The organism is Streptomyces lincolnensis, assembly GCF_001685355.1.
GTDB classification, from domain to species: Bacteria; Actinomycetota; Actinomycetes; order Streptomycetales; family Streptomycetaceae; genus Streptomyces; species Streptomyces lincolnensis.
The window spans coordinates 5697060-5723612 of the sequence record NZ_CP016438.1 but is presented as its reverse complement, the minus strand read 5'-3'; the positions used below and the strand labels follow the sequence as shown (position 1 = coordinate 5723612).

24 protein-coding genes are annotated in these 26553 nt (G+C 71.8%); 7 read left to right on the top strand and 17 right to left on the bottom strand.

Annotated elements, in window-relative coordinates:
• Positions 1-33 precede the first annotated feature (33 nt).
• Entirely contained in the window at positions 34-3348 is a 3315-nt protein-coding gene (locus SLINC_RS25570; protein WP_067437516.1) for a serine protease, read from the top strand.
• A 76-nt stretch (positions 3349-3424) separates the two neighbouring features.
• Here SLINC_RS25570 and SLINC_RS25565 read toward each other — a convergent pair whose 3' ends face one another.
• Positions 3425-5950: an ATP-dependent Clp protease ATP-binding subunit gene (locus SLINC_RS25565; RefSeq protein ID WP_067437515.1), complete on the bottom strand. Its 2526-nt coding sequence runs from the start codon at positions 5948-5950 to the stop codon at positions 3425-3427.
• 430 nt (positions 5951-6380) lie between these two features.
• On the opposite strand from SLINC_RS25565, the gene SLINC_RS25560 reads away from it, so the two are divergent.
• Positions 6381-7058 carry an SCO3374 family protein gene (locus tag SLINC_RS25560; RefSeq protein ID WP_067437513.1) on the top strand — a complete coding sequence of 226 codons (678 nt, stop codon included), beginning with the start codon at positions 6381-6383 and terminating at the stop codon, positions 7056-7058.
• 35 nt (positions 7059-7093) lie between these two features.
• Here SLINC_RS25560 and SLINC_RS25555 read toward each other — a convergent pair whose 3' ends face one another.
• From SLINC_RS25555 to SLINC_RS25510, 10 genes are all read right to left on the bottom strand, one after another.
• Complete coding sequence (locus SLINC_RS25555; RefSeq protein ID WP_067437511.1) at positions 7094-7429, bottom strand: histone-like nucleoid-structuring protein Lsr2; 336 nt, start codon at positions 7427-7429, stop codon at positions 7094-7096.
• A 260-nt stretch (positions 7430-7689) separates the two neighbouring features.
• A complete protein-coding gene (locus SLINC_RS25550; RefSeq protein WP_067437510.1) occupies positions 7690-8262 on the bottom strand; it encodes an amino-acid N-acetyltransferase in 573 nt (190 codons plus the stop codon).
• Positions 8263-8271: 9 nt separating this feature from the next.
• On the bottom strand, positions 8272-8703 hold the full coding sequence (locus SLINC_RS25545) for a BlaI/MecI/CopY family transcriptional regulator (protein WP_079164724.1): 432 nt from the start codon (positions 8701-8703) through the stop codon (positions 8272-8274).
• A gap of 141 nt (positions 8704-8844) precedes the next feature.
• Entirely contained in the window at positions 8845-9024 is a 180-nt protein-coding gene (locus SLINC_RS25540) for a hypothetical protein (RefSeq protein ID WP_067437506.1), read from the bottom strand.
• Between the two features lie 42 nt (positions 9025-9066).
• Complete coding sequence (locus tag SLINC_RS25535) at positions 9067-9705, bottom strand: hypothetical protein (RefSeq protein WP_067437505.1); 639 nt, start codon at positions 9703-9705, stop codon at positions 9067-9069.
• A gap of 155 nt (positions 9706-9860) precedes the next feature.
• Positions 9861-10658, bottom strand: a complete 798-nt coding sequence (locus SLINC_RS25530) for a type III pantothenate kinase (RefSeq protein ID WP_067437503.1) — start codon at positions 10656-10658, stop codon at positions 9861-9863.
• A gap of 5 nt (positions 10659-10663) precedes the next feature.
• Entirely contained in the window at positions 10664-11641 is a 978-nt protein-coding gene (gene nadC / locus SLINC_RS25525; protein ID WP_067437502.1) for a carboxylating nicotinate-nucleotide diphosphorylase, read from the bottom strand.
• Positions 11642-11646: 5 nt separating this feature from the next.
• Positions 11647-13362 carry an L-aspartate oxidase gene (locus SLINC_RS25520; RefSeq protein ID WP_067437500.1) on the bottom strand — a complete coding sequence of 572 codons (1716 nt, stop codon included), beginning with the start codon at positions 13360-13362 and terminating at the stop codon, positions 11647-11649.
• The gene (gene panC / locus SLINC_RS25515; RefSeq protein WP_067437498.1) at positions 13359-14354 is read right to left on the bottom strand and encodes a pantoate--beta-alanine ligase; all 996 of its coding nucleotides are present in this window, start codon (positions 14352-14354) and stop codon (positions 13359-13361) included. Before panC ends, SLINC_RS25520 begins: the two co-directional genes overlap by 4 nt.
• Positions 14351-15298 carry a Rossmann-like and DUF2520 domain-containing protein gene (locus tag SLINC_RS25510; protein WP_067437496.1) on the bottom strand — a complete coding sequence of 316 codons (948 nt, stop codon included), beginning with the start codon at positions 15296-15298 and terminating at the stop codon, positions 14351-14353. Before SLINC_RS25510 ends, panC begins: the two co-directional genes overlap by 4 nt.
• Positions 15299-15422: 124 nt before the next feature.
• Here SLINC_RS25510 and SLINC_RS25505 point away from each other — a divergent pair, with 124 nt between their 5' ends.
• Positions 15423-16619: a threonine aldolase family protein gene (locus tag SLINC_RS25505; protein WP_067437495.1), complete on the top strand. Its 1197-nt coding sequence runs from the start codon at positions 15423-15425 to the stop codon at positions 16617-16619.
• Here the strand turns inward: SLINC_RS25505 and SLINC_RS47420 are convergent.
• Positions 16616-16822 (bottom strand): hypothetical protein, encoded by a 207-nt coding sequence (locus SLINC_RS47420; protein ID WP_067437493.1) that lies wholly within the window; start codon positions 16820-16822, stop codon positions 16616-16618. The genes SLINC_RS25505 and SLINC_RS47420 overlap by 4 nt on opposite strands.
• Before the next feature lie 233 nt (positions 16823-17055).
• On the opposite strand from SLINC_RS47420, the gene SLINC_RS25495 reads away from it, so the two are divergent.
• Positions 17056-18159: a DUF5937 family protein gene (locus SLINC_RS25495; RefSeq protein WP_067437491.1), complete on the top strand. Its 1104-nt coding sequence runs from the start codon at positions 17056-17058 to the stop codon at positions 18157-18159.
• A gap of 30 nt (positions 18160-18189) precedes the next feature.
• Here the strand turns inward: SLINC_RS25495 and SLINC_RS25490 are convergent, their stop codons facing one another.
• The 3 genes from SLINC_RS25490 to SLINC_RS25480 all read right to left on the bottom strand — a co-directional run bounded on the left by SLINC_RS25490 (position 18190) and on the right by SLINC_RS25480 (position 20834).
• Positions 18190-18822: an AAA family ATPase gene (locus tag SLINC_RS25490; RefSeq protein ID WP_067437490.1), complete on the bottom strand. Its 633-nt coding sequence runs from the start codon at positions 18820-18822 to the stop codon at positions 18190-18192.
• A gap of 58 nt (positions 18823-18880) precedes the next feature.
• Positions 18881-19552 (bottom strand): response regulator transcription factor, encoded by a 672-nt coding sequence (locus SLINC_RS25485; RefSeq protein WP_067437488.1) that lies wholly within the window; start codon positions 19550-19552, stop codon positions 18881-18883.
• 76 nt (positions 19553-19628) lie between these two features.
• Positions 19629-20834, bottom strand: a complete 1206-nt coding sequence (locus tag SLINC_RS25480) for a sensor histidine kinase (protein WP_067437486.1) — start codon at positions 20832-20834, stop codon at positions 19629-19631.
• Positions 20835-20952: 118 nt separating this feature from the next.
• Between SLINC_RS25480 and SLINC_RS25475 the strand changes: the two genes are divergently transcribed.
• Positions 20953-21996, top strand: a complete 1044-nt coding sequence (locus SLINC_RS25475) for an SAM-dependent methyltransferase (protein WP_067437484.1) — start codon at positions 20953-20955, stop codon at positions 21994-21996.
• Here the strand turns inward: SLINC_RS25475 and SLINC_RS25470 are convergent.
• Positions 21961-23112, bottom strand: a complete 1152-nt coding sequence (locus SLINC_RS25470; protein ID WP_067437483.1) for an NADH-quinone oxidoreductase subunit D — start codon at positions 23110-23112, stop codon at positions 21961-21963. The genes SLINC_RS25475 and SLINC_RS25470 overlap by 36 nt on opposite strands.
• A 31-nt stretch (positions 23113-23143) precedes the next feature.
• Here SLINC_RS25470 and SLINC_RS25465 point away from each other — a divergent pair, with 31 nt between their 5' ends.
• Positions 23144-23647 carry a PH domain-containing protein gene (locus SLINC_RS25465; protein ID WP_067437481.1) on the top strand — a complete coding sequence of 168 codons (504 nt, stop codon included), beginning with the start codon at positions 23144-23146 and terminating at the stop codon, positions 23645-23647.
• The gene (locus SLINC_RS25460) at positions 23644-24978 is read left to right on the top strand and encodes a PH domain-containing protein (protein WP_067437479.1); all 1335 of its coding nucleotides are present in this window, start codon (positions 23644-23646) and stop codon (positions 24976-24978) included. Before SLINC_RS25465 ends, SLINC_RS25460 begins: the two co-directional genes overlap by 4 nt.
• A 42-nt stretch (positions 24979-25020) precedes the next feature.
• On the opposite strand, the gene SLINC_RS25455 is transcribed toward SLINC_RS25460, so the two are convergent.
• Positions 25021-26457, bottom strand: coding sequence for a prolipoprotein diacylglyceryl transferase (locus tag SLINC_RS25455; protein WP_107406669.1), 1437 nt, complete (start codon positions 26455-26457; stop codon positions 25021-25023).
• Between the last annotated feature and the right edge of the window lie 96 nt (positions 26458-26553).

Below are 26553 nucleotides of genomic sequence, written 5' to 3'. Positions count from 1 at the left end.
CGCGTCCGGCCGTGTCACGACCACGGGATCGTGATGCTGCGCTCGGCCGTCGACCGGTCGGTGGTGGTACTGGCCGGCGCCCAGGGCAGCGGCGTCATGCTGACCCCGAGGCTCGTGCTGACCAGCGCCCATGTGCTGCGCAACCGCGAGTGGATCCGCACGGTCCACCCCGAGAGCGAACAGCCCCTGCCCAGCAGGGCGGTGTGGCAGGACGAGGAGAACGACGTGGCTCTCCTGCTCACCGGCGAGGAGCTCGTCGACCCCGAGCGGTGGGCGCTGTCCCGACTCCGCTGGGGCGTCCTCGACGCGGCCGACCCCCTGCCCGGCTGCCAGATCGTCGGCTTTCCCGCCGTCCAACGCTTCGGCCCCGACGAGCACTTGGAGTACGACCAGCTCACCGGCACCGTGCTGCCGATGGCCGGGCGGATCCGTTCCCTGCTGGTCTGCGAGTTCGACAGGGCCCCGGTGGCCGCCCCGAAGCACGGGGCGTCGCCGTTCGCCGGGCTGTCCGGCGCCCCGGTCTTCGCCGGTGCCGTCCTGATCGGCGTAGTGACCGAGGTGCCCGCGGGACGCGATCACCGGCGGGTCGAGGCGGTCCCCGTGCAACGCATTCTCGAAGCACCCGGGTTCCCCCACCATGTGATGGGAGCCGAGTCCGGCCATGTGCCGCCCGTACTGGAAGCGGTGCTGCCCGGCTGCCACCTCCAGGACGAGCAGTTCGAGCGGCACTACGCGCGCGCCCTGAAGACCCGCTACCGCAAGATCGAGATATTCGGGATCGACGAACTCGGCACCACCGAGACCAACTGGGATCTCGACACCGCGTATCTGAGCCTGGAGGCCATCTCGGCCTCGGCACCACGCGAGCACGACCCCGTCTCCAAGAACGTCTCCATGCCCCGCCGGATCAACGAACTGCTCGCCGACCGCCCCCGGACCCTGCTGCGCGGCGAGGCGGGCGCGGGCAAGACCACCCTGGTGTGGTGGCTCGCCTCGCACGCCGCCTGCGGGGCGCTCGACCACGAACTCGCCGAGCTCAACGGCCTGGTGCCCTTCGTCATCCCCATGCGCAGCCTGCTGGCGCGGGGCATGGCCTTCCCCGCCCCGCACGAGCTGGCCACCGTCGCCGAGTTACAGATCGACCGCGTCCCCGACGGCTGGGCCCGCCGCGTCCTGGAGTCCGGCCGGGCCCTGCTCCTGGTCGACGGCATGGACGAGGTGCCGCCCGCGGAACGTACGGAGGCCCGTCGCCGCCTCGGCGACCTGCTGGCGATGTATCCGCACAACCGCTGCCTGGTGACCGTGCGCCCGCTGGCGGTGGCCGCCGACTGGCTCGGCTCCGAGGGCTTCGAGGAGCTACGGCTGCTGCCCATGCGGGACGAGGACGTCCTCGCCTTCTCCCGGGCCTGGCACGCCGCCGCCCGCCTGGAGTGCAAGGACTTCCGCGACGCCCACCGGGCCGCCGCCGAGGAGAAGAACCTGCACGCCCTGGAGCGCGCCCTGGAACGGGAGCTGGCCCGCAACCCGGCCCTGCTGCGGCTCTCCCGGACCCCGCTGCTGGCCGCCGTGGTCTGCGCGCTGCACCGGCGCCGCCGCGGTTTCCTGCCGGAGACCCGCTGGTCGCTGTACAACGCGGCGCTCACCATGCTGCTGGGCAGCCGCGACACCCTGCGCCGGGTCGAGGCTCCGGAGGGCATCGTCCTCGGTGTCGAGGAGCATCAGCAGCTGCTCCAGCGGATCGCGGCCTGGCTGGCCCGCGGCGGATACGCCGAGTTCAGCCACGCCCAGGGCCGCCACCAGATCGAACTCGCCATGCGGGGCATGCCCCAGGTACGGCAGCAGGGCTCCCCCGAGGCCGTACTGACGCATCTGCTCAACCGCAGCGGACTGCTCCAGGAACGCAACGAGCGGGTCATCCAGTTCATCCACCGCACCTTCCAGGACTATCTGGCGGCGAAGGAACTCCAGGAGAGCGACGGCCTGGGCGAACTGCTCCGGCACGCCGCCGACGAGGAGTGGCAGGACATCGTGCTGCTGGCGGTGGGCCACTGCCACCGGGGCGAGGTCCGCCGGCTGATCGAAGGACTGATCGAGAAGGGCGACCAGGCCGAGGACCTCCGCACCCGCGGCGACATCCACGTCCTGGCCGCCCGCTGCGCGCTGGGCGCGGTGGTGCTGGACGACGAGGTGCGCGAGCAGATCGCCGACCGCGTCCGCGCGCTGATCCCCCCGGCCGACGGCACCGCCGCCGCCAAGCTGACCTCCCTCGGCCCGTACGTCTTCCCGCTGGTGCCCGACCCGGCCGAGCTGAGCGACCAGGAGGCCAAGGCGGTCGTCCAGGTCGTCCGGGACATCGGCGGTTCCGCCTCCCTGCCGCTGCTGCGGCGCTTCGCCCCGCACTGCTCCCCCGGCGTCCGCGAGGTCCTCGTCACCGCCTGGCACCGCCATCCGGTGGAGGAGTACGCCCGTGAGGTCCTCGCCCATGTGCCGCTGGAGGACGCCCAGGTCGTCGTGGTCAACCGGGCCGAGGCCGCCGCGCTCCGGCACTGCGGTCCGGTCGGACACGTGATGACCGACATGGCGATCAGTGGCACGGATCTGGCGAAGCTGCTGCCGGAGCAGGGAATCCGCGAGCTGACCGTGCTCGACAACTCCCTGCTCGGCGACCTGTCCTTCGTCCGTGGCCTGGCCGGGCTGACGTCCCTGTCGCTCAGCGTCTGCCCCAGGGTCCGGAGCTTCACGGCGCTCGAAGGTCTGCCCCTCACCTCGCTCCGCCTGGAGCTCAACGAGATCGAGAAGTCCGCACTGGGCTCCCTCCAGCGGCTCGACCGGCTGACCGACCTGTCCCTGGACGGAACACTGCTCGACAGCAGCATCCCGCTGCCGCCGGGACACCCGACCGTCGAGCGGCTCCGGCTGAGCAGCCCGGCCAAGATGATGATCAACGACCTGTCCCAGTGGCCCGCGCTGCGCGAGCTCGTCGTACGCGGCGACTGCCACGCGCACTCCCTGCTGCTGGCGGCCTCCCGGGCCCCCTCGCTCAGCGCTCTGGAGTTCTCCATCACCTCACTGCGCCTGCCGCGCCAGGTGGTGCCCCCGGCCGTCGACAAGGAGGACGGGCTGCTGCCACGCAGGCCCCGGGAACTCGAACCCCTGCCGACGATCCGCAGCCTGACGCTGCGGGACGTGAGCCGGGGCGGTTCCACCCGGGATCTCGCACGCGTGTTCCCCCGTCTCACCCACCTCGCGCTGGAGTACGCGGAGGAGAGCCGCCTGGACCTGACCCCGCTGCGCCAACACACGGGGCTGTCGATCGTCGTCAACGGGCGAGCCATACGGCCGGAGTAGATCTCGCCGCTTCAAACGGCGTAGGGGCCGCCCACCGGAATCCCGGTGGACGGCCCCTACTGGACGGACCCGGAGGTCACGCCTCCTTGCTCAGGTTCGGCCCGGCACCGCCGGCCGCCTGCTCGATCGGCGGGACGTCGGGCAGCGCCGCCTTCTCCTCACCCCGGAAGGTGAAGGTCTGGGTCTCGCCCTCGCCCTCGGTGTCCACGACCACGATGTGGCCCGGACGCAGCTCGCCGAAGAGGATCTTCTCCGAGAGGGTGTCCTCGACCTCGCGCTGGATGGTGCGACGCAGCGGACGCGCACCCAGCACCGGGTCGTAACCCTTCTTGGAGAGCAGCTCCTTGGCGGACTGGGAGAGCTCGATGCCCATGTCCCGGTCCTTGAGGCGCTCGTCCACCTTGCCCACCATCAGGTCGACGATCTTGAGGATGTCGTCCTGGGTCAGCTGCGGGAAGACGACCACGTCGTCGACACGGTTGAGGAACTCGGGCCGGAAGTGCTGCTTGAGCTCGTCCGAGACCTTGTTCTTCATGCGCTCGTAGTTGGTCTTCTTGTCACCCGAGGCCGCGAAGCCCAGGTTGAAGCCCTTGGAGATGTCCCGGGTGCCGAGGTTGGTCGTCATGATGATGACCGTGTTCTTGAAGTCCACGACCCGGCCCTGGGAGTCGGTCAGGCGACCGTCCTCCAGGATCTGGAGCAGCGAGTTGAAGATGTCCGGGTGGGCCTTCTCGACCTCGTCGAAGAGGACCACCGAGAACGGCTTGCGCCGCACCTTCTCCGTCAGCTGGCCGCCCTCTTCGTAGCCCACGTAGCCGGGGGGCGAACCGAAGAGACGCGAGACCGTGTGCTTCTCGCTGAACTCCGACATGTCGAGGGAGATCAGCGCGTCCTCGTCACCGAAGAGGAACTCGGCGAGGGCCTTGGACAGCTCGGTCTTACCGACACCGGACGGGCCGGCGAAGATGAACGAACCACCGGGACGCTTCGGGTCCTTGAGACCGGCACGCGTACGGCGGATCGCCTTGGACAGCGCCTTGACGGCGTCGACCTGGCCGATGACCCGCTTGTGGAGCTCGTCCTCCATGCGCAGCAGACGCGAGGACTCCTCCTCGGTCAGCTTGAAGACCGGGATGCCGGTGGCGGTCGCGAGGACCTCGGCGATCAGCTCGCCGTCGACCTCGGCGACGACGTCCATGTCGCCGGCCTTCCACTCCTTCTCCCGCTTGGCCTTGGCGGCCAGGAGCTGCTTCTCCTTGTCGCGCAGGGAGGCGGCCTTCTCGAAGTCCTGCGAGTCGATCGCGGACTCCTTGTCCCGGCGGACACCGGCGATCTTCTCGTCGAACTCGCGCAGGTCCGGCGGCGCGGTCATCCGGCGGATCCGCATCCGGGAACCGGCCTCGTCGATCAGGTCGATCGCCTTGTCCGGCAGGAAGCGGTCCGAGATGTACCGGTCGGCCAGGGTGGCGGCCTGGACCAGCGCCTCGTCCGTGATGGAGACCCGGTGGTGCGCCTCGTACCGGTCGCGCAGACCCTTGAGGATCTCGATCGTGTGCGGCAGCGACGGCTCCGCGACCTGGATGGGCTGGAAGCGGCGCTCGAGAGCCGCGTCCTTCTCCAGGTGCTTGCGGTACTCGTCCAGCGTGGTGGCACCGATGGTCTGGAGCTCACCACGGGCCAGCATCGGCTTCAGGATCGAAGCGGCGTCGATGGCGCCCTCGGCGGCACCCGCACCGACCAGCGTGTGCAGCTCGTCGATGAACAGGATGATGTCGCCGCGGGTGCGGATCTCCTTGAGGACCTTCTTCAGGCGCTCCTCGAAGTCACCGCGGTAGCGGGAGCCGGCGACCAGCGCGCCGAGGTCCAGGGTGTAGAGGTGCTTGTCCTTGAGGGTCTCGGGCACCTCACCCTTGACGATGGCCTGGGCGAGACCCTCGACGACGGCGGTCTTGCCGACGCCGGGCTCACCGATCAGGACCGGGTTGTTCTTGGTACGGCGGGACAGCACCTGCATGACCCGCTCGATCTCCTTCTCGCGCCCGATGACCGGGTCGAGCTTGGACTCCCGAGCGGCCTGGGTGAGGTTCCGGCCGAACTGGTCGAGGACCAGGGACGTCGAGGGGGTGCCCTCGGCAGGCCCGCCGGCGGTGGCGGTCTCCTTGCCCTGGTAGCCGGAGAGCAGCTGGATGACCTGCTGCCGCACCCGGTTGAGATCTGCGCCCAGCTTGACCAGGACCTGGGCGGCGACGCCCTCGCCCTCACGGATCAGGCCGAGCAGGATGTGCTCCGTGCCGATGTAGTTGTGGCCCAGCTGAAGAGCCTCTCGGAGCGACAGCTCCAGGACCTTCTTGGCACGGGGGGTGAAGGGGATGTGCCCGGACGGGGCCTGCTGCCCCTGCCCGATGATCTCCTCCACCTGCTGGCGGACCGCCTCGAGCGAAATCCCGAGGCTCTCAAGGGCCTTGGCGGCGACACCCTCACCCTCGTGGATCAGGCCCAGGAGGATGTGCTCGGTGCCGATGTAGTTGTGGTTGAGCATCCGGGCTTCTTCCTGAGCCAGGACGACAACCCGCCGCGCGCGGTCGGTGAACCTCTCGAACATCGTTAATCGCTCCTCAGAGCGGTCAGGCAGTGGGGGGAACTTCCCCTCCCTGTCCTTCCGCAGCTTAGTCCCGCAAGCGGGGACCGCTCATTCCAACTGCCGACACCGTCGATGGCCTCCTGACCCGTGACGCCGACATCTGCTCCAACCCGATGGTGCGAGACGATGTTCCCGCAGGCCAGGCAGTTACCCTCACCATCAGTACGCCGATGGCGAACGTGAGACGTCCTGTCCTGCGTGTCGCCCCCTCCCACTAGGGATGTCTTACCCGCTGGGACGGACACTCCATGCCGCGCGCCCCCGTTCCCTCCGCTATGGGCGAACAACCTTGCACCGCCCCACACCCCCGCACGTCCCCTTGTTCGACACTGTGCGCATTCGTGAGAACACCCAGCGTAACTCGGACGCCGCTTCGGCTGTTGCACTTGGCATGTCTGGAGCCCTCCCCCCGGTCGTCGCAGGTGTCGCCTCGGTCCCGCTCCCCCGCCGCCCGCTCGAACACCAGGACCACCAGGAGGCCGACGATCGGGTCCGCCACTGGTACGAGAACGAACTCGGCTGGGAGACAGTGCCCGGATCACCGGGAACGCCGCTCCGGCTTCGCGTGGGCCTGCGCTTCGACGTCCTGGACGTGCCGGCCGAGGCGGGCCGGGCGGCGCTGCGGCACCTGGCACCGGGCTCTCCGGTGGCCCTGCGGGGCGACCGTGTGCGACTGCTCGTGGCCGCGGGCGGCGCGCAGGAGGTACCGGGAATCCTGGACTGGCTGGAGTGGGGGACGCTGCCGCTCGGCCTCAGGACGATCGGCGAGGGCGGCACCATGGAGGCACCGCTGCCGGGGCCGAACCCGGAACCGGTGCCGGAACCGCTCGGCGTGCGGCCGCTTCCTCCGGGCCGCTCAGGAACCGTGCAGGGGGCCGCCGTGTGGCTGCGGCCCCCCGAGCCTGGGTACGAGGTCGAGGCCTCGCTGCCGACGCTGTCGGCCGTGGGGGGCGATGGGAGCGCCCCCGAGCTCGTACGCGTGCTGAACACGGTGGCGACGCACTGCCACCGTCTGCGGCTGCGGCGCACGAGCGCCCAGCCACCGATGATCTCCCGGACCCGGCACTGAGCCGGGCACCGTGATCGACCGACCGGATCCCGCGATCAGCCGTTGGCCTTCTCGTAAGCCTCGCGAATGGTCGCCGGAACACGGCCGCGGTCATTGACCTCGTAACCGTTCTCCTTCGCCCACGCGCGGATCTGCGCGGTGTCCTGGCTGCTGCCGGAAGCGGCACGCGCCTTTCCACGCCCACCCGAAGCACGGCCTCCGGTGCGACGACCGCCCTTCACGTAAGGCTCAAGAAGGCCGCGCAGCTTGTCCGCATTGGCGGTCGTGAGATCGATCTCGTACGTCTTGCCGTCCAACGCGAACGTGACGGTCTCGTCCGCCTCGCCGCCGTCGATGTCATCGACAAGAAGGACCTGAACCTTCTGTGCCACCGGATTTCCTTTCATCCATAACTCGAGGGCCGGGGTCTGCGGCGTCCCCGTTTCGCCGTCCCCTTGTTATATGCAGTACTGCAGTACGTCGGAAAGCAAACCGCTTTTGCCGGAAAAACACAAACCCCTGGGAGGGACTGGCCGACTCCCAGAGTCCGGAAACGTGCGCGTTTCGGACATAGGGAACCTGGGCAGGGCGGGCCGCCCCGGAATAGGCCTCCCCTTGCGGACCCTTGTCGCCCCTTGTCGCGTCTCGGCGATCACAGATGCAGAAGCATCCGACTGTTGCCCAAGGTGTTCGGTTTCACTCGTTCGAGACCGAGGAACTCCGCCACGCCTTCGTCATAGGAACGCAGTAGCTCCGCGTAGACATCGGTGTCAACCGGTGTCTCACCGATCTCGACGAACCCGTGCTTGGCGAAGAAGTCGACTTCGAAGGTCAGACAGAAAACCCGGCGAACGCCGAGCCAGCGGGCGGTCTGGAGCAACTTCTCCAGCAAGTGATGACCGACGCCGGCGCCCTTCAGCCCCGGCTTCACGGCGAGAGTGCGGACTTCCGCGAGGTCTTCCCACATCACGTGCAGGGCGCCGAAGCCGACCAGCTCGGCGTTGTCGTCGCGCTCGGCGACCCAGAACTCCTGGATGTCCTCGTAAAGCGTCACGGTCGCTTTGTCGAGCAGGATGCGGTCACGGACGTAGGCGTCAAGGAGACCGCGGACGGCCGGGACATCGCTGGTGCGGGCCCGCCGGACGGTGATGGCTTTTGCCGTGACTTCGGGACTCTCCGTCGAGGGACTTGCCGCCCGTCCCTCTGCTGGACTCTCTGCTGACATGAGCGGACGCTATCGCCCGCCCGCCTCCGGTGCCGAGCCGGGGTTCGCCGTGGGGGTATCGGCGGGGGCCGCCGGGGCGGGTTCGGAGGATTCCGGTCCCTGAACGATGTGGACGGCGTCCCGCAGGTGCTGCCGCTGTTCCTCGCTCATCATCCCGAAGAACGCGACGAGAGCGGCGGCGGGGTTGTCACTCTGCGACCAGGCGTCGTTCATCAGCGCCGCGGCGTACGCGGCCCGCGTGGAGACCGCCTCATATCGATAGGCCCGGCCTTCCGCCTCACGGCGCACCCAGCCCTTCTGATGGAGATTGTCCAGAACGGTCATCACCGTGGTGTACGCGATGGACCGTTCCTGCTGCAGATCTTCCAGGACTTCTCGAACGGTCACCGGGCGGTTCCACTTCCACACCCGCGTCATGACCGCGTCTTCGAGTTCTCCCAATGGGCGAGGCACAGCTCAGCACAATAGTGGGAGATCCGGGTATTGACGTGGCGGACGTGCGCTTTCTTCGGCAAACAGCAACAAAAAGGGCGTACAACCCCCGGAACGCGGGAGTCGTACGCCCATGAGGTGCCGCCGGGGTCAGGCCTCCGAGCCCGACGAGTTCTGCCGGGCGCCTTCCACGCGCGCGAGCGCGGCGTCGACGGCCGCGTCCTCCTTGGCCTTGTTCGCCCCGCCCTGGGTCTTCACGATCACCCTGATCACGCCGATGAAGAGCACGGCCATGACGACCGGGGGCACGAGCGCGGAAACGTAGTCCATACGTCCAGGGTAGCCAGCGGCGACAAGACGGGGCGGGGCGGGTTACCCGGCGGCCAGTTCCCGCTGGTGCGGGGGCGGCGGGGCCGGCTTGCGGCGGGGGAAGACCTCGCCCGGGGTGGGGATGGGACGGTCCGGCTTGGGAGCGGGGGGAGTCGACGGCCCGGGAGCCGCGGGCCGCTCGGCCGGCTTCTTCTCCTTCTCCGGCTCCCCGGGGCTCTCGGCCACCGCGCAGCGCCCCCCGGGAAGGGCCAGGAGGCGCGTACGGGAGGCCGGAACCGTCGGCGCGGACGCCAGGGCCCGGTGGGCGGCCCCGCGCGCCAGGCGGCCCCGTACGTCCTGTTCCGCCAGCACCTGGCAGCGGTCCAGCAGAGCCGCCGCGGTGGGATTCCCCCGCAGGGCCCGCAGCGCGGCGAGGTCGTCCGGGTCGGGCCGGTACCCGGCACCCAGCGCCTCTTCCAGAAGCGCGAGGTAGCCGGCTGCGGTACCGGGCAGGGCGGCGCGGTAGCGGGCGAGGTCGGCCACCAGGAACGTACGCAGCCGGGCCCCCTCACGCATCGCCTCGTCTAGCGACTCGGCGAGGCGGAGGCAGTCCTGGACGTCCTCGACCGAGGCGGGCGTGGGCAGCAGGGCGAGGGCGAGAGCGCGGCGGAGCACACGCAGCTCCTCCACACCGAACGCCATGCCGCCCCGGGATCCGTATGGCGTGGGCATGCGGCGACAGTACGCGCTAATCAGACAATTGCCTCACACCTGCCAGGCGTGGCGCCTCGCACCACCCACCCGGCGTCACCCCGGCGCGGGGACGGCCGGGAGTCCCGCGCCGGTCCCGCCGCCGCTCACATCCGCGACACGTTCCGCTCGTACACCAGCCGCAGCCCGACCAGCGTCAGCCACGGTTCGTGCTCGTCGATCACGGACGACTCCCCGAGGACCATCGGCGCCAGCCCGCCCGTGGCGATCACCGTCACCTCGTCCGGGTCCTCGGCCAGCTCCCGGGCCATCCGCCCGACGACCCCGTCCACCTGCCCCGCGAACCCGTAGATGATCCCGGACTGCATCGCCTCGACCGTGTTCTTCCCGATCACGGCCCGCGGCCGGGCCACCTCGATCTTCCGGAGCTGCGCCCCCCGCACGCCCAGCGCCTCGACGGAGATCTCGATCCCCGGCGCGATGACACCCCCCACGTACTCGCCGCGCGCGGACACCGCGTCGAACGTCGTGGCCGTACCGAAGTCCACGACGATCGCAGGGCCACCGAACAGCTCGACGGCGGCCACCGCGTTGATGATCCGGTCGGCGCCGACCTCCTTGGGGTTGTCGGTCAGGATCGGCACGCCGGTCTTCACCCCGGGCTCCACCAGCACCGCGGGCACATCCCCGTAGTAGCGCCGGGTCACCTCGCGCAGCTCGTGCAGCACGGAGGGGACCGTCGCGCAGATCGCGATCCCGTCGATGCCGTCGCCGAGCTCGTCCCCGAGGAGGGGGTGCATGCCCATCAGGCCCTGCAACAGCACCGCCAGCTCGTCGGCCGTGCGGCGCGCGTCCGTCGAGATCCGCCAGTGCTCGACGATGTCCTCGCCGTCGAACAGGCCCAGAACCGTGTGGGTGTTGCCCACGTCGATCGTGAGGAGCATGGCGGTTACTCCGCGGCGCGCAGGTCGAGGCCGATGTCGAGGATCGGCGAGGAGTGGGTGAGCGCCCCGACGGCGAGGTAGTCGACGCCGGTGTCGGCGTACGCCTTGGCGTTCTCCAGGGTGAGCCGCCCGGAGGCCTCCAGTGCCGCGCGCCCGTGGACGAGGGCCACCGCCTCCTCGCACTCGCCGGGCGTGAAGTTGTCCAGCAGGATCAGGTCGGCCCCGGCGTCCAGGACCTCGCGCAGCTGGTGCAGGGTGTCGACCTCGACCTCGATCGGTACGTCCGGGAAGGCCTCCCGGACGGCCTTGAAGGCCTGCGCGACACCGCCGGCGGCGACCACGTGGTTGTCCTTCACCAGGGCCGCGTCGGACAGCGACATCCGGTGGTTGACCCCACCGCCGCACCGCACCGCGAACTTCTCCAGCGACCGCAGTCCGGGCGTCGTCTTCCGGGTGTCCCGCACGCGTGCCTTGGTGCTCTCCAGAACGTCCGCCCACGCGCGCGTGGCCGTCGCGATGCCGGACAGCCTGCACAGCAGGTTGAGCGCGCTGCGCTCGGCGGTGAGGAGGTCACGGGTGCGGGTGGTGACCGACAGGAGCTTCTGCCCGGCCTCCACCCGGTCGCCGTCCTCGACGTGCCGTTCCACCGCGAACTCGTCCTCGCAGACGATCGAGACGACGGCCTCGGCGACCCGGAGACCGGCCACGACGCCCGCCTCGCGTGCGACGAAGTCGGCGGTGGCGACGGCGTCCTCGGGGATGGTCGCGACGGTCGTCACGTCCACGCCGTGGGCGAGGTCCTCCTGGATGGCCACGTTGGCGATGTCCTCGACCTCCACGGGGTCGAGTCCCGCGTCGGCCAAGAGCTGCGCGAGCGCGGGGTCGAGCCCGCACTCCAGGTACTCCTCACCGGCATCCGTGCCACAGGCACAGCCGTCGCCGCAGCCGCCGGACGAGGCGAGGGGAAGGTCGGGGGTGCTCACGTCTGTCACTGCTCCTGAAGGGGCTGCCGGGTCGGGGGGAAGTCTGCGGTATCGGTGGTGTGTACGGCGAGAGTCCGGTCCGGATTCAGCCGTACGACGATGTGGCGGCGCCAGTCCGTGTCGTCGCGCTCGGGCTCGTCCTCGCGCCAGTGGCAGCCGCGGGTCTCCTCGCGCAGGCGGGCGGCGGCGACCAGGACGCGGGCCACGCACAGGAGGTTGGTGGCCTCCCAGGTGTCGACTCCGGGCTCGGCGGTCTTGCCGTTCTCGTCGAGGGCGTCGCGGGCGTCGGCGTGCAGCCTCTGGAGGGCGTCCGCGGCGGTGGCCAGGGACTCGGCGGAGCGCAGGACGCCCGCGCCGCGGGTCATGGTCCGCTGGATCGCGAAGCGGGCCTCGGGCGCGAGCAGGGGGTGCGCGGGCCGGTCGGGGTGCTCGACCGGGGCGGGCACGCGCGCGTGCAGGCCGTTGTCCGCGTGGGTCGCCGCGATGTCGGCGGCGATGCGCTCGGCGTAGACCAGGCCCTCCAGGAGGGAGTTGGAGGCGAGCCGGTTCGCGCCGTGCACGCCGGTGCAGGCGACCTCGCCGCACGCGTACAGGCCGGGGACGGTCGTGCGGCCCCGGGAGTCGGTGCGCACACCGCCGGAGGCGTAGTGGGCGGCCGGCGCTATCGGGATGGGCTCGTGGACCGGGTCGATGCCGTGGGCGCGGCAGGCGGCGAGGATGGTCGGGAAGCGGTGCTCCCACATGTCGGCGCCGAAGTGCCGGGCGTCGAGGAACATCTGCTCGGCGTCCTGCTCCTGCATACGGCGCGTGATGCCCTTGGCGACGATGTCCCGGGGCGCGAGTTCGGCCAGTTCGTGCTGGCCGACCATGAAGCGCACGCCGTCGGCGTCCACCAGGTGGGCGCCTTCGCCGCGGACCGCCTCGGAGACCAGGGGCTGCTGGCCCTCGGCGTCCGCGCCCAGGAAGAGCACGGTCGGGTGGAACTGGACGAACTCGAGGTCGGAGACCTCGGCGCCCGCGCGCAGGGCGAGCGCCACGCCGTCGCCCGTGGACACGGACGGGTTGGTGGTCGCCGAGAAGACCTGGCCCATGCCGCCGGTGGCGAGGACGACCGCGGGGGCGTGCACGGCGCCCACGCCGTCGTGCTGGCCCTCGCCCATGACGTGCAGGGTGACGCCCGCCGTCCGGCCGTCGGCGTCCGTGAGCAGGTCCAGGACCAGCGCGTTCTCGATCGTGCGCAGGCCGCGCGCACGGACCGCCTCGACGAGCGCGCGGGAGATCTCCGCGCCGGTCGCGTCGCCGCCGGCGTGCGCGATGCGGCGGCGGTGGTGGCCGCCCTCGCGGGTCAGTTCCAGGCGGCCCTCTTCGGACTCGTCGAAGTGCGCGCCCGTCTCGATCAGCCGGCGTACGGCGTCGGGGCCCTCGGTGACGAGGATCCGTACGGCCTCCTCGTCGCACAGGCCCGCGCCCGCGACCAGCGTGTCGTCCAGGTGCTGCTCGGGTGTGTCGCCCTCGCCGAGGGCCGCGGCGATGCCGCCCTGCGCCCAGCGGGTGGAGCCGTCGTCGAGGCGGGCCTTGGTGACGACGACGGTCCGCAGACCGACGGCCTCGCAGCGCAGGGCGGCGGTCAGGCCGGCGACTCCGGAGCCGACGACGACCACGTCCGCGTCGATGTTCCACCCGGGCGCGGGCGCGTGCAGTCGTATGCCTGTGCTGGTCACGAGGCGGCTCCGAAGGTGAGGGGGATGTTGTCGATCAGCCGGGTCGTCCCGACCCGGGCGGCGACGGCCAGGACGGCCTCGCCGGTGAAGCCGTCCTCGATGTCGGTGAAGTCGGACGGGTCGACGAGGGCCAGGTAGTCCAGAGCCAGGGGCGGGTCGAGGCGCGCGGCCTCGTCGAGGGCCAGGCGGGCGGCGGCGCGGACGGCCGCCGGGCCGCCCGGGGACGCCTTGGCGACGGCGTGTGTGTCGGCCGCCGCGCGGGACTCCCCGAGGGCGCTCAGTGCCTCGGCACGCGCGTGCGTGGCGGGCACCTCGCGGGCCCGCGCGCGCAGGGCCTCCTGTGCCGCGTGCCGGTCGCGGCCCGCGAACAGCGCGCGGGACAGGGCGAGCGCGGTGCGCCGCTCGGCGGTCGAGAGGTAGCGGTTGCGGCTGGACAGGGCGAGCCCGTCCTCCTCGCGCACGGTCGGGACGCCGACGATCTCCACGCCGAAGTTCAGGTCCCGCACCATGCGCCGGATCAGGGCGAGCTGCTGGGCGTCCTTCTGGCCGTACAGGGCGATGTCGGGGCGGGTGAGGTGGAGCAGCTTGGCGACGACGGTGAGCATGCCGTCGAAGTGGCCGGGGCGCGCGGCGCCCTCCAGGCGCTCCCCCATGGGTCCCGCGCTGACGCGGACCTGGGGCTCGCCGCCCGGGTAGACCTCGTCCACTCCGGGGGCGAACACGGCGTCCGCGCCCGACTGTTCGGCGAGCTTGAGGTCGGCGTCCAGGGTGCGCGGGTAGCGGTCGAGGTCCTCACCCGCGCCGAACTGGAGGGGGTTGACGAAGACCGTGACGACGACCTCGCCGTCGGGGCCGGCGATCTCGCGCGCGGTGCGGATCAGTGTGGCGTGGCCCTCGTGCAGCGCGCCCATGGTCATCACGACGGCGCGGCGGCCCGCACGCGCGCGGGCGTGCAGTTCGTCCGCGGTGCGCAGCAGGGCGGTGGTCGTCATGGGGTGTCCCCTTCGGTGCCGTCACTCCCGTGGTTGTCGTGTGTCCCGCCTGCGAGTACCCCCAGGAGGTCCTCCGCGAGCTCCGGCTTGAGCAGCCCGTGGGCCAGGGCCCGGTCGGCGGTCGCGCGGGCCATCGCCAGATAGCCGGAGACGGTCTGCGGGGCGTGCTTGCGCAGCTCCTCGACATGCGCGGCGACCGTGCCGGCGTCCCCGCGCGCGACGGGGCCGGTGAGGGCCGCGTCGCCGGAGCGCAGGGCGTTGTCGAGGGCGGCGCCGAGCAGCGGGCCGAGCATCCGGTCGGGGGCCTCGACACCGGCCGAGCGCAGCAGTTCCATCGACTGGGCGACCAGGGTGACCAGGTGGTTGGCGCCGAGCGCGAGGGCCGCGTGGTACAGCGGGCGCTTCTCCTCGGCGATCCACTCGGGTTCGCCGCCCATCTCGATGACGAGGGCCTCGGCGGCCAGCCGCAGTTCGTCGGGCGCGGTGACGCCGAAGGAGCAGCCGGCCAGGCGTTGCACGTCCACGGGGGTGCCGGTGAAGGTCATCGCCGGGTGCAGTGCCAGGGGAAGCGCGCCCGCGCGCAGGGCGGGGTCCAGCACCCGCGTGCCGTACCGCCCGGAGGTGTGCACCAGCAGCTGGCCCGGCCGTACGGCGCCGGTCTCGGCGAGTCCCGTGACGAGCCCGGGCAGCGCGTCGTCGGGAACGGTCAGCAGGACGAGGTCGGCGCGCTCCAGGACCTCGGCGGGCGTGACGACCGGCACGTCGGGGAGCAGCTGCGCGGCGCGCCGCCGGGACGCGTCGGAGACTCCGGAGACGGCCACCGGGCGGTGTCCCGCCAGTTCGAGGGACGCGGCCAGTGCGGGGCCCACGCGGCCGGCGCCGACGACGCCGACGGTGAGCCGCGCGGGGCGGTCCTTGGTGTCTGGTTGCTGGGGTGTACTCACGCGACGGCGGCCTTCCCGTTCCAGTCCGCTCCGGGTACCGGACGATTTCTCGTCATGTTAACGCGATCGGTTCGAGAGGCGTTCGGTTGTCCACAGGCTGTGGGTTACCGGGATGATCCCCGGCATGAGCGATACCGCGGAACAGGGCGAGGGACGGACCGGACCGGAGTCGGACGACGAACGGCGCGCACGACAGCGCGAGCGACGCATCGGCGCACACCGCAGCGCGCGGCGCGTACTCGCGCGCTCAGGGCATCAGCGCACGCTCCGGGAGCGCCTGGACCTGCTGGAGAGGGCGGCCGACGTGTACGACCTCGACGAGCTGTCGGACCTCTACGGCGGTGGAGTCGTCGAGGCTCTGGAGGAGAAGGTCGCGGGACTGCTCGGCAAGGAGGCCGCCGTCTTCTTCCCGACGGGGACGATGGCCCAGCAGGTGGCGTTGCGCTGCTGGGCGGGCCGCACCGGCAATCCGACCGTCGCCCTGCACGCGCTCGCCCACCCCGAGGTGCACGAGCGGAACGCCTTCAGCCAGGTGTCGGGACTGCGGCCGGTCCGGGTGACGAGCGAGCCCAGGATGCCCACCGCCGCCGAGGTCCGCGACCTCGACGAACCCTTCGGCGCGCTGATGCTCGAACTGCCCCTGAGGGACGCCGGTCACCTGCTGCCCTCCTGGGAGGAGCTCACGGAGGTCGTGGAGGCGGCGCGCGAACGCGAAGCGGTGGTGCACTTCGACGGCGCGCGCCTGTGGGAGGCCACCGTCCACCTCGGCCGCCCCCTGGACGAGATCGCCGACCTGGCGGACAGCGTCTACGTGTCGTTCTACAAGTCCCTCGGCGGCTACGGCGGGGCCGTCCTCGCCGGCCCCAGGGCACTGACCGAGGAAGCGAGGGCCTGGCGGCACCGCTACGGCGGCACGGTCTACCAGCAGTTCCCCACCGTCCTGTCGGCCCTGGTCGGCCTGGAGCGCGAGCTGCCCCGGCTGCCCGACTACGTGCGCCACGCGCGCGTGGTGGCCGCCGCACTGCGGGAGGGCTTCGCGGCGGCCGGGGTGCCGTGGGCGCGCGTCCACCCCGAGGTGCCGCACACCAACGAGTTCCAGGTCTGGCTGCCGTACGACGCCGAGACCGCGACGGAGGCGGCGGTCCGGCAGACCGAGGAGACAGGGACCGAGCTCTTCGGCCGCCCCTGGGGCACCCCAGGACCGGGACTCGCCGTCACCGAGATCTCCGTACGGGCCGAGAGCCTGGAGTGGACGCCCGACGACGTGAAGGCGGCGGTGACGGACTTCGTGGCCCGGGTGACCGGGGCGGACGGCCTCTAGGGCCGCGGGCGGCTCAGCCACCGGCCCAGGGCCCGGCGGATCCGCCCCCGGGCCGGGTGGGCGGCGATCACGGCCCGGAACCGCCGGTGGTCCCGGAGTTCGCGCACGACCTGCCAGTCGTGGGCGCCGGGGGCGGGCGGGCCGGCTTCGCCGCGCTGCCGGGCCCGGTAGGTGTCGCGGAGGTACTGCTGGGTGATGCTCATGGCGGATCGCCTTCTCGGGACGTGGGGACGTTCTCGGGACGTGGAGGCGGGCAGGCGTGGGAGAGGGAAACGGACAGGCGTCGAGAGGGAAGGGCGTGAGGCCGGAGAGCCGTGGGCTGCGCTGCGGCCCCGGTGCGTCCAGCCTGCGCCGGTCACCGCGGCGCGGTCGCGTCGATTGACGGCGGCCGTCAATCGGCGGTCGCGTTGTCAGTGGCGGGGTGCACCATGAGGTCATGAGCGTGCGCATCGACATCGCGGGGCTGCGGCCGGAGAGGGTCGCCGTCGTGCCCTCCCCCCTGGCCGAGCTCGGCATGGCGCTGCACGCGCTGTCCGAGCCGGGGCACCATCCCGGCCTCCAGGGCTGGGTGACCGGCGTGACCGCACGGCTCGACCCGCATCTGGCGGACCGGATGTGCGAGGCGGACTTCCTGTGGCGGACGACGTTCTCGGACGTGTTCCTGCCGTACGCGGGCCTTCCGGGCCGCACCGCCCTCCCCGGCGCCACGCTCGCCGAGGAGCTGGACCTGCTGGACAAGCTGACGGACGAGCAGTTCGTGGACGGGGCACTGGAGTTCAGCTGTGCGATGCCCTACGGCGGCGGCTCCAGCCCGCTCGTCGATGCGGGGCTGCGTCGCCGCGCCCTCGATCTGGCCGCCACGCGGGGACCTCAACAGGAGCGGTTCAGCGAGCTGTTGCTGACCGACCCGCCCCGGATCCGCGCCTGGCTCCGGCAGTTCCTGGAGGACTGCGACGAGGCGTTCTTCGCCGACACCTGGTCCCGGCTGCGTCACCAGCTCGCGGCGGACGCCCGCCACAAGACGGAGCTCCTGCGCCGCAAGGGTCTGGCCGAGGCGCTGGCCGCGGTGTCCCCCGCGGTCACGCTCGACGAGGCCGCCGGGGAGATCGCCGTCGACAAACTGAGCGTGGGCCGGACGGCCGTGGAGGACGGCAACCTCCTCCTGGTGCCGACCAGTCTCGGCTGGCCGCACCTGTCCATCCTGTACCGCACCGGCTGGCAGCCGGTGCTGCACTATCCGGTCAGCTCCCCGGAGCTGGGAGCCTCGTCCTCCGTCGAACAGCTCGCCCTGCGGATGACTGCCCTGTCCCATCCCGTCCGGATGCGGATCTGCCGCTATCTGGCCCGCAGCGCGTACACCACCAGCGAGCTGGCCCAGGCGCACGGCATGACGGCCCCGGAGATATCCCGCCATCTGAGCGTCCTGAAGAAGGCGGGCCTGATCACCACGCGCCGCCGCGGCCGGTACGTCCAGCACCAGTTGGACATAGCCATCGTGGCCCGCCTGGGCAGTGACTTCCTGGAGGGAATCCTGCGCTGACCGGCCGGCTCAGAGCCTGTTCACAGGCTCTCAGTCGAACCGGATGTGCCGGACGCCGACCCGCGCCTGTCTCAGCCGCGTCCGCAGCGCGCTCTCGCGGTTCGGCCGGAGCGTCAGTCCGGCGAGGACGGCGATGCGGTCGGCGGTCTTCGGCACGGTCGAGTGGTCGGTCCACAGATGCTCGGCGAACTCCGGTTCCCGCAGCCGCTCCAGGCAGTGGTCGAGCTGCCCCACCGCCCAGCTCTCCCTGCCCAGACCGGACTTCTTTCCGGCGACGAACTGAAGGAGGTGTCCGAACCCCCGCTCGCGCAGCCGCTTCAGCACGGTCTCGCGTTCGGCGAGGAGAGTGAAGTGCCGTACGTCATGGCCGAGTTCCCGCAGCCGGCCCACGGTCTGGGCGAAGTAGTCGGAGTCCGTGACCGTCATGGGGACGATGACGACACCGTCGTGCCGGGTGAGGGCGAGGTCCAGGACCTCGACCACGCCCTGCCGCCAGGACCGGAGGTCCTGGAAGTTCCCGCGCAGCTCGGGAGGCATCATGCGGCGCAGGCCGAAGCCGGCGTGCTCGGGATCGCAGACCACGCTGCCGGGCAGGCGACGCTGGATCTCGTAGGCCGTCTGTGTCTTGCCGCCCCCGAAAGGGCCGTTGATCCACAGGAGCATGCGCAGACCCTAGTGGGAGCGGGTTGCGCGAGGGCCACCTGCCCCCAGCCGTGCCCCCTCAGCCGTGCCCGCCCGCGCGCACCAGCCCCGTCTCGTACGCCAGGACGACCACCTGCACCCGGTCCCTGAGCCCCAGCTTGGTCAGGATGCGGCCCACATGGGTCTTCACCGTCGCCTCGGAGAGCACCAGCCGGGCCGCGATCTCGCCGTTGGACAGCCCCTGCGCGACGAGCATCATGACCTCGCGCTCCCGGTCGGTCAGCCGCTCCAGTTCCTTGCGCTGGGGCTCCTTTCCGGTGGTCGGCAGCATCGGCGCGAACCGGTCCAGGAGCCGCCGGGTCGTGGAGGGCGCCACCACCGCGTCACCGCTGTGCACGGCACGGATGGCGGCCAGGAGCTCGCCCGGCGGCACGTCCTTGAGCATGAAGCCGGAGGCGCCCGCCTTCAGCCCGGAGAAGGCGTACTCGTCGAGGTCGAAGGTGGTCAGGATCAGCACCTTCGGCGGGTCGGGCTCCGAGCAGATGCGGCGGGTGGTCTCCACGCCGTCCAGCTTCGGCATGCGGACGTCCATCAGCACCACGTCGACGGACGTCGCACGCAGCACCTGAAGGGCCTCGACCCCGTCGCCGGCCTCGGCGACGACCTCCATGTCCGGCTGGGCCGCGAGCACCATCCGGAACCCGGTGCGCAACAGCACCTGGTCGTCGACGAGCATCACGCGGATCGTCATCGGGAGCCTCTTCCGTTGTCCGTGGGGTCGTGCGGCGGGGGTCGTTACAGGTGTCAACAAAGAGCGTGCGGCGGTGTCAGTGCGCGGGTTTGAGCGGGAGCAGCGCGCTGATGCGGAATCCTCCGCCCGGGCGCGGGCCCGCGTCCAGGGTGCCGCCGACCATGCCGACCCGCTCGCGCATGCCGATCAGGCCGTGGCCCGCGCCGTCGGCGCCGCCCTCCTCGTACAGCTCGTGCGGGGCGCCCTTGCCGTCGTCCTCGACGAGCAGGCCGAGCCCGTCGTCGAAGTAGACCAGGCGCACGCTCGCGCCCGCGTTCGGCCCGCCGTGCTTGCGCGTGTTGGTCAGCGCCTCCTGCACGATGCGGTACGCGGTGAGCTCGACCCCGCTGGGCAGCGGGCGCGGAGTGCCCTCGATCTTGAAGTCGACGGGCAGCCCGGAGCCCCGGCACTGCTCGACGAGGTCCTCGATCTGCTCCACGTCCGGCTGCGGGACGTACTCGCCGCCCTCCTGGTGCTCGCCGGTGCGCAGCACGCCCAGCAGGCGGCGCATCTCGGCGAGGGCCTGGCGGCCGGTGGAGGAGATGGTCTCCAGGGCCTTCTTCGCCTGGTCGGGCGCGGCGTCCAGGACATAGGCGGCGCCGTCGGCCTGGACCACCATCACCGAGACGTTGTGCGCGACGACGTCGTGCAGTTCGCGGGCGATCCGGGCGCGCTCGGCGGCCACCGCGACCTTCGACTGCGCTTCGCGCTCCTTCTCCAGGCGGGCGGCCCGCTCCTCCAGCTGCGCGAAGTAGGCGCGGCGGGTGCGGATGGAGTCACCGAGCACCCAGGCGAGGGCGAACGGCACCGTCATGAAGATCATGAGCGCGATGGTGCCGGCGACCCCGGACTCCCGCTCCGGCCAGCGCAGCTGCGCCAGGGGCGCCGCGCCGAGGCCGACGACCAGCGCCAGCCGTGAGGCCCAGCGGGCCCCGGTCGCCGCCACGGTGTAGGTGATCACCAGCAGGGCGAAGTCGGCGGGCAGGGTCGCCACGTCCAGCACCAGCTGCCCGACGCCGACGGCGATACCCAGCAGCAGCATCTTCTCCGGCATACGCCGTCGCAGCGCCACCACCAGGCACAGCAGGAGGATGACCGGGACGATGAGCGCCTCGGACTTGGTGCCCGGGGTGTCGCTCGGGACGGATCCGACGAAAACCACCGAAATCCCGAGGAGGAAGACGGCCCAGAAGACGTCGACCCATGTCGGGTGTCTGCGGAGGAAGTCGTAGAGGCGTTGCACGTAACCCAGCGTAGGGAAGCGGGATGCGTGCAGGGGTCAACCGGAGGACCGATCCGCATCCGGCGCGCGTACTCCCCAAGGTGGAGTTTTGGTTATTGCGGTCGCTTAGCCTGAGCCGGTGACGGCTGAGGCGAGGGGCGACTGGCAGGGCTGGCGGGCGGCCGCGGAAGACGCTCTGTACGGCCCGGACGGCTTCTATCGCAGGCCGGAGGGGCCGGCCGGGCACTTCCGTACGTCGGTGCACGCGTCGGCGTTGTTCGCCGGGGCCGTGGCACGGCTGCTGTGCCGGGTCGACGAGGCGCTGGGGCGTCCGGCGGAGCTCGGTTTCGTCGACATGGCCGCGGGGCGGGGCGAGTTGGCGGCCGGGGTGCTGGCCGCGCTGCCCTCCGAGGTGGCCTCCCGCGCGCGGGGCTACGCCGTCGAGATCGCCGATCGGCCCGAGGCCCTCGATCACCGGATCGAGTGGCTGGCCGAACCGCCGAAGGGGATCACCGGGCTGCTGTTCGCCAACGAGTGGCTGGACAACGTACCCCTGGAGATCGCGGAGACGGACCCCGAGGGAGTGCCCCGACGGGTCCTCGTACGGCGGGACGGGCGCGAGCGGCTCGGGGAGCCCGTCTCGGGTGCCGAGGCGGACTGGCTCGCCCGCTGGTGGCCGCTGCCGGCCGAGGAGGGGGTGCGGGCGGAGATCGGGCTGCCCCGGGACGAGGCGTGGGCGTTGGCGGTCGCCGGCGTGGAGCGGGGGCTCGCGGTGGCGGTGGACTACGCGCACACCGTGGACGCGCGCCCCCCGTTCGGGACGCTCACCGGCTTTCGGGAGGGGCGCGGGACGGCACCCGTGCCGGACGGGTCGTGCGACATCACGGCGCATGTCGCGCTGGACGCGTGCGCGCTGCCCGGCGGGCGTGTCCTGACCCAGCGGGACGCCCTGCGCGCCCTGGGCATCACAGGCGCACGCCCCCCACTCGCACTGGCCTCCACGCAACCCGCCGCCTACGTGCGCGCCCTCGCGAGCGCGGGCGAGGCCGCCGAACTGACCGCACCGGGCGGACTCGGCGACTTCGGGTGGCTGCTCCAGCCGGTCGGGCTCGCGGACGCGCCTTTCGAGGCCCTACTTGTCGAGGCCCTACTTGTCGATGTCCCCGACCACGAAGAACAGTGACCCGAGGATCGCCACCATGTCCGCCACCAGCGTCCCCGGCAGCAGCACCGCCAGGGCCTGGATGTTGTTGTACGAGGCGGAGCGCAGCTTCAGCCGGTACGGGGTCTTCTCGCCCTTGCTGACCAGGTAGTAGCCGTTGATGCCGAGCGGGTTCTCGGTCCAGGCGTAGGTGTGGCCCTCGGGTGCCTTCAGGACCTTCGGCAGCCGCTGGTTGATCGGCCCGGGCGGCAGCTCGGTGAGCCGGTCGAGACAGGCGTCGGCGAGGTCGAGGGCGTTGTGGGTCTGCGCCAGGAGGACCTCGAAGCGGGCGAGGCAGTCGCCCTCCGTCCGGGTCACCACGCCGAGCGTGTCCTGGAGCTCGCCGTAGGCCAGGTACGGCTCGTCGCGGCGCAGGTCGAGGTCGACGCCCGAGGCGCGCGCGATGGGACCGCTCACGCCGTAGGCGTGCACCGCCTCGGGCGAGAGGGCGCCCACGCCCCGCGTGCGCCCGCGGAAGATCTCGTTGCCGAGCACCAGGTCGTCGTAGACGTCCATGCGCGAGCGCACGGCGGCGACCGCGGCACGCGCGCGTGTGGTCCAGCCCGCCGGCAGGTCCTCCTTGAGGCCCCCGACACGGTTGAACATGTAGTGCATTCGGCCGCCGGAGACCTCCTCCATGACGTTCTGGAGGACCTCGCGCTCCCGGAACGCGTAGAAGACCGGGGTGATCCCGCCGAGCTCCAGCGGATAGGAGCCGAGGAACATCAGGTGGTTCAGGACCCGGTTCAGCTCGGCGAGCAGCGTGCGCGTCCACACCGCGCGCGAGGGGACCTCCATGCCGAGCATGCGCTCCACGGCGAGGACCACGCCCAGCTCGTTGGAGAACGCCGACAGCCAGTCGTGCCGGTTGGCGAGCATGATGATCTGGCGGTAGTCGCGCGCCTCGAAGAGCTTCTCCGCGCCCCGGTGCATGTAGCCGATCACCGGTTCCGCGTGCGCGATGCGCTCGCCGTCCAGGACGAGCCTGAGGCGCAGCACGCCGTGCGTGGACGGGTGCTGGGGGCCGATGTTGAGCACCATGTCGGTGCTCTCCGCGGCGCCGCCGATGCCGACCATGGTCTCCGTCGTAGGAGTCATGGACCAAGTCTCTCCTACGTACGCTGGCCGTATGGAGACGGGGAGCCCTGACGACACGCAGACCACGGGGGACGAGCCGGTGTGGACCGGGTTGCCGCCGAGGCTGCTGACCATGCGACGGCTGCTGCTGGTGGTGTGGCTCGGCCTGCTGGCCGTGGCGCTCGGCCTGCTGCTCGGGCTGCTCGCCGGACCGGCCTGGGCCGCGTTCGCGGTGCTGCCGCTGGCGCTCATGGCCTGGGGCTGGGTGCTGCTCGGCCGCAACTGGGCCTCCTGGCGGTACGCCGAACGCGCCGACGACCTGCTGATCAGCCGGGGTGTGCTGTGGCAGGAGGAGACGGTCGTGCCGTACGGCCGGATGCAGCTGGTGGAGGTCACCTCCGGGCCCGTCGAACGGCACTTCCGGCTGGCCAGCGTGCAGCTGCACACCGCGGCCGCCGCGACCGACGCGACGATTCCCGGCCTCGACCCGGCCGAGGCGGAGCGGCTGCGCGACCGGCTCACCGAGCTCGGCGAGGCCCGATCGGCGGGCCTGTGACGACGCCGGGCGTCGATGACGCCGTAAAAGAGAAACCGCCGCTGACCGAGCGGCGGCTGCACCCGGTGACGCCGCTCAGGCGGGCGTGGGCGCCGGTCGCCGTGCTCATCGGGTGGGCCGTGCACGATCCCGACCAGACGCAGCGCCAGCTGGCCCGGCTGACCACCACCACGCTGCTGATCGCGCTCGCCGTACTGGTCCCCGCCGCCGCCCTCTACGGCTTTCTGACCTGGTGGTTCACCCACTTCGCGGTGACCGAGAGCGAACTGCGCATCCGTACCGGGCTGGTGTTCCGGCGCACCGCGCACATCCGGCTGGAACGGATCCAGGCCGTCGACGTCACCCAGCCGCTGCTCGCCCGGGTCGCGGGCGTGGCGAAACTCAAGCTGGACGTCGTGGGCGCGGACAAGAAGGACGAGCTCGCCTTCCTCGGGGAGCGCGAGGCGCGTGCGCTCCGCGCGGAACTCCTCGCGCGCGCCGCCGGTTTCGCTCCCGAGACGGCGCACGAGGTCGGGGAGGCGCCGGCGCGTCAGCTGCTGCGCACGCCTCCGCGCGATCTCGCGCTCTCCCTCGTGCTGACGGGCGCCACCTGGGGCACCCTGGCCGCCGCCCTCGTCGTACCGCCCCTGCTGTGGCTGGCCACCCACAGCGTGTGGTCGGTCCTGGCGACCGCGCTGCCCCTGCTGGGCGCGGCGGGCGCGAGCAGCGTGGGGCGGTTCGTCAGCGAGTACGACTGGACGGTGGGCGAGTCCCCGGACGGGCTGCGCATCGACCACGGCCTCCTGGACCGCACCCACGAGACGGTGCCGCCGGGGCGCGTGCAGACCGTGCGGATCGTGGAGCCGCTGCTGTGGCGGCGGCGCGGCTGGGTGCGGGTGGAGCTCGACGTGGCCGGGTCGTCCAACTCCGTGCTGGTGCCGGTCGCCCCGCGCGAGGTCGCCGAAGCGGTCGTCGCGCGCGTGCTGCCCGGGGTGACCGTGCCGCCGCTGTCGGCGCTCTCCCCGCCGCCCCGCCGGGCCGCGCGCTGTATGCCGCTGTGGTGGCGGGGACACGGACTCGTCGTCACCGACGCGGTGTTCGCCGCGCGCCACGGGCTGCTGCGGCGGAGCCTGGCACTCGTCCCGCATGCCAAGGTCCAGAGCGTACGGCTCACCCAGGGGCCCTGGGAGCGCCTGTGGCGGGTCGCGGACGTGCGCGTGGACACGGGGGCCAACAAGACCGTGGCGGCGCGGCTGAGGGACGCCCAGGAGGCCGCGGAACTGCTGAAGGCGCAGGCGGAGCGGTCCCGGACGGGACGGGAAGGGGCACGGCCCGACCGCTGGATGGTCTGACCGTGCCCCGTCGCGCACTTGGCGGTCCGTCAGGACATCGCGCTAGGACACCGCGCTGCGCAGTCCCTGCAGGTCGATCTGCTCCGTCTCGTCGTGCGCCGTCAGGTCGATCACCTGGCCGATGCCCCGCGACTCCTCGTCCGCGGGCTTGAACTCCGCCTCGGACTCGGCCTTGTGCAGGGCGAGCGCCTCCTGACCGACCACGTCGGCGAGGTCCTCGTTCTGCACGGCCTCCAGGGCGGCCGGAGCGGCCCCCGCCTTCGCACCGAAGAAGTCGAAGCCGCCCTCGACCGAGGGGCGCCGCACGGGCGTCTGCGGTACGACCGCCACGGCGGTCGGTGCGATGAAGTGCCCGGAGGGCCGCTGGGAGGAGGGCTGCTGGGAGGAGGGCTGCTGGGCGGGGCGTCCCGTCCCGGCCGAAGTGGTGGCGGCCGCGCGCTCGTGCCCGTCGGCCGCCACGGGCTTCCCCCGCGCCTCGTCCTCCTGCGCGGCCTCCGTCTTGGGGGCGCCGGCCTCGGGAGCCGCGCCCTTGAGGGGGCCGACCTTCACCGGCTCGCCGTTCGCGACGGTCTTCGGGTTCCCCGCCGTGTGGGCGGAGTCGGCCTTCACACCGTTCCTGACCGCCGTCTTCGGGGCGTCGTCGGACTCACGCCGGTCCGGGGTGCCGGGCTCGTCCTGAACCGTTTCCTCAGGTTCGGCGGCTTCGGCGGATACGGCGGATTCGACCTCGGAGGCATCCTCGACGGTCTCGGCCTCGCGGTCGTCATCGTCGTCGCCGTCACGGGCACTGTCTTTGTCACGGTCGTTGTCGCTGTCGAGGCGCGCCAGCGCCCCCTTGGCCCGCAGGAACAGCCGCGAGCCCTCGGGAGAGAAGATCGCGGACGGGACCGGAGTCTCTTCGGCGGCGCCGTCGGTGTCAGGGGCCGCGTCGGGGTCGTCGTCGGTGTCGGCCGGGGCAGCCACAGCCCCCGCCTCCTCCGTGGAGGCGACCTGCCCGGGCGGCAGCGCACGCGCCGCCGGCCCGGAGGTCTCTATCTCCAGCAGACGGCGGCCCTCCAGGGCGCTCGCCCGCTCGGTCTCCGCCGTGGCGTACCGACGCAGCAGGGCCGCGTGTTCGTTGCGCAGGCCCGCCAGCTCCGTGCGCTTGGCGCGCAGCCGCTGCTCCAGTTTCACGCGCAGCTCACGCGACTCCTCGAGGTCGGTCTCCAACTCGGCGACCCGTTCCTCATGACGCCACTCGTCGCTCGCCCGCGCGCGCGTGAGATCGGCGACCTGTTTGCCCGCCTGGGTGTCCCAGCGGCGCATGACGGCCGCCCCGACAACCGCCGTCGCCGCGGCCACCGCGGCGACGACCCGGAGCACGCCCGGCTCGGAGAAAACCCAGGGGCCGAACGCACAGACGACGGAGACGCCTGCGATCGCCGACGGAGGCAGCAGCCTGTGCAGAGGTGGGGAATGACGATGACGTCCACGTGGCATGGCCAGAAACTTACCGCGAGTAGGCGAATGATGGCGCCCCGCCCCGTAAAAAGACAGCCATCCCGAAGCCTTCACACATCATCAGGAATCAGACGG

Coding starts and splice junctions, on each gene's coding strand:
- SLINC_RS25570 (WP_067437516.1), top strand. CDS start 34: ATGCTGCGCTCGGCCGTCGACCGGTCGGTGGTGGTACTGGCCGGCGCC.
- SLINC_RS25565 (WP_067437515.1), bottom strand. CDS start 5,950: ATGTTCGAGAGGTTCACCGACCGCGCGCGGCGGGTTGTCGTCCTGGCT.
- SLINC_RS25560 (WP_067437513.1), top strand. CDS start 6,381: ATGTCTGGAGCCCTCCCCCCGGTCGTCGCAGGTGTCGCCTCGGTCCCG.
- SLINC_RS25550 (WP_067437510.1), bottom strand. CDS start 8,262: ATGTCAGCAGAGAGTCCAGCAGAGGGACGGGCGGCAAGTCCCTCGACG.
- SLINC_RS25540 (WP_067437506.1), bottom strand. CDS start 9,024: ATGGACTACGTTTCCGCGCTCGTGCCCCCGGTCGTCATGGCCGTGCTC.
- SLINC_RS25535 (WP_067437505.1), bottom strand. CDS start 9,705: ATGGCGTTCGGTGTGGAGGAGCTGCGTGTGCTCCGCCGCGCTCTCGCC.
- SLINC_RS25530 (WP_067437503.1), bottom strand. CDS start 10,658: ATGCTCCTCACGATCGACGTGGGCAACACCCACACGGTTCTGGGCCTG.
- panC (WP_067437498.1), bottom strand. CDS start 14,354: ATGACGACCACCGCCCTGCTGCGCACCGCGGACGAACTGCACGCCCGC.
- SLINC_RS25505 (WP_067437495.1), top strand. CDS start 15,423: ATGAGCGATACCGCGGAACAGGGCGAGGGACGGACCGGACCGGAGTCG.
- SLINC_RS47420 (WP_067437493.1), bottom strand. CDS start 16,822: ATGAGCATCACCCAGCAGTACCTCCGCGACACCTACCGGGCCCGGCAG.
- SLINC_RS25495 (WP_067437491.1), top strand. CDS start 17,056: ATGAGCGTGCGCATCGACATCGCGGGGCTGCGGCCGGAGAGGGTCGCC.
- SLINC_RS25490 (WP_067437490.1), bottom strand. CDS start 18,822: ATGCTCCTGTGGATCAACGGCCCTTTCGGGGGCGGCAAGACACAGACG.
- SLINC_RS25485 (WP_067437488.1), bottom strand. CDS start 19,552: ATGACGATCCGCGTGATGCTCGTCGACGACCAGGTGCTGTTGCGCACC.
- SLINC_RS25470 (WP_067437483.1), bottom strand. CDS start 23,112: ATGACTCCTACGACGGAGACCATGGTCGGCATCGGCGGCGCCGCGGAG.
- SLINC_RS25465 (WP_067437481.1), top strand. CDS start 23,144: ATGGAGACGGGGAGCCCTGACGACACGCAGACCACGGGGGACGAGCCG.
- SLINC_RS25455 (WP_107406669.1), bottom strand. CDS start 26,457: ATGCCACGTGGACGTCATCGTCATTCCCCACCTCTGCACAGGCTGCTG.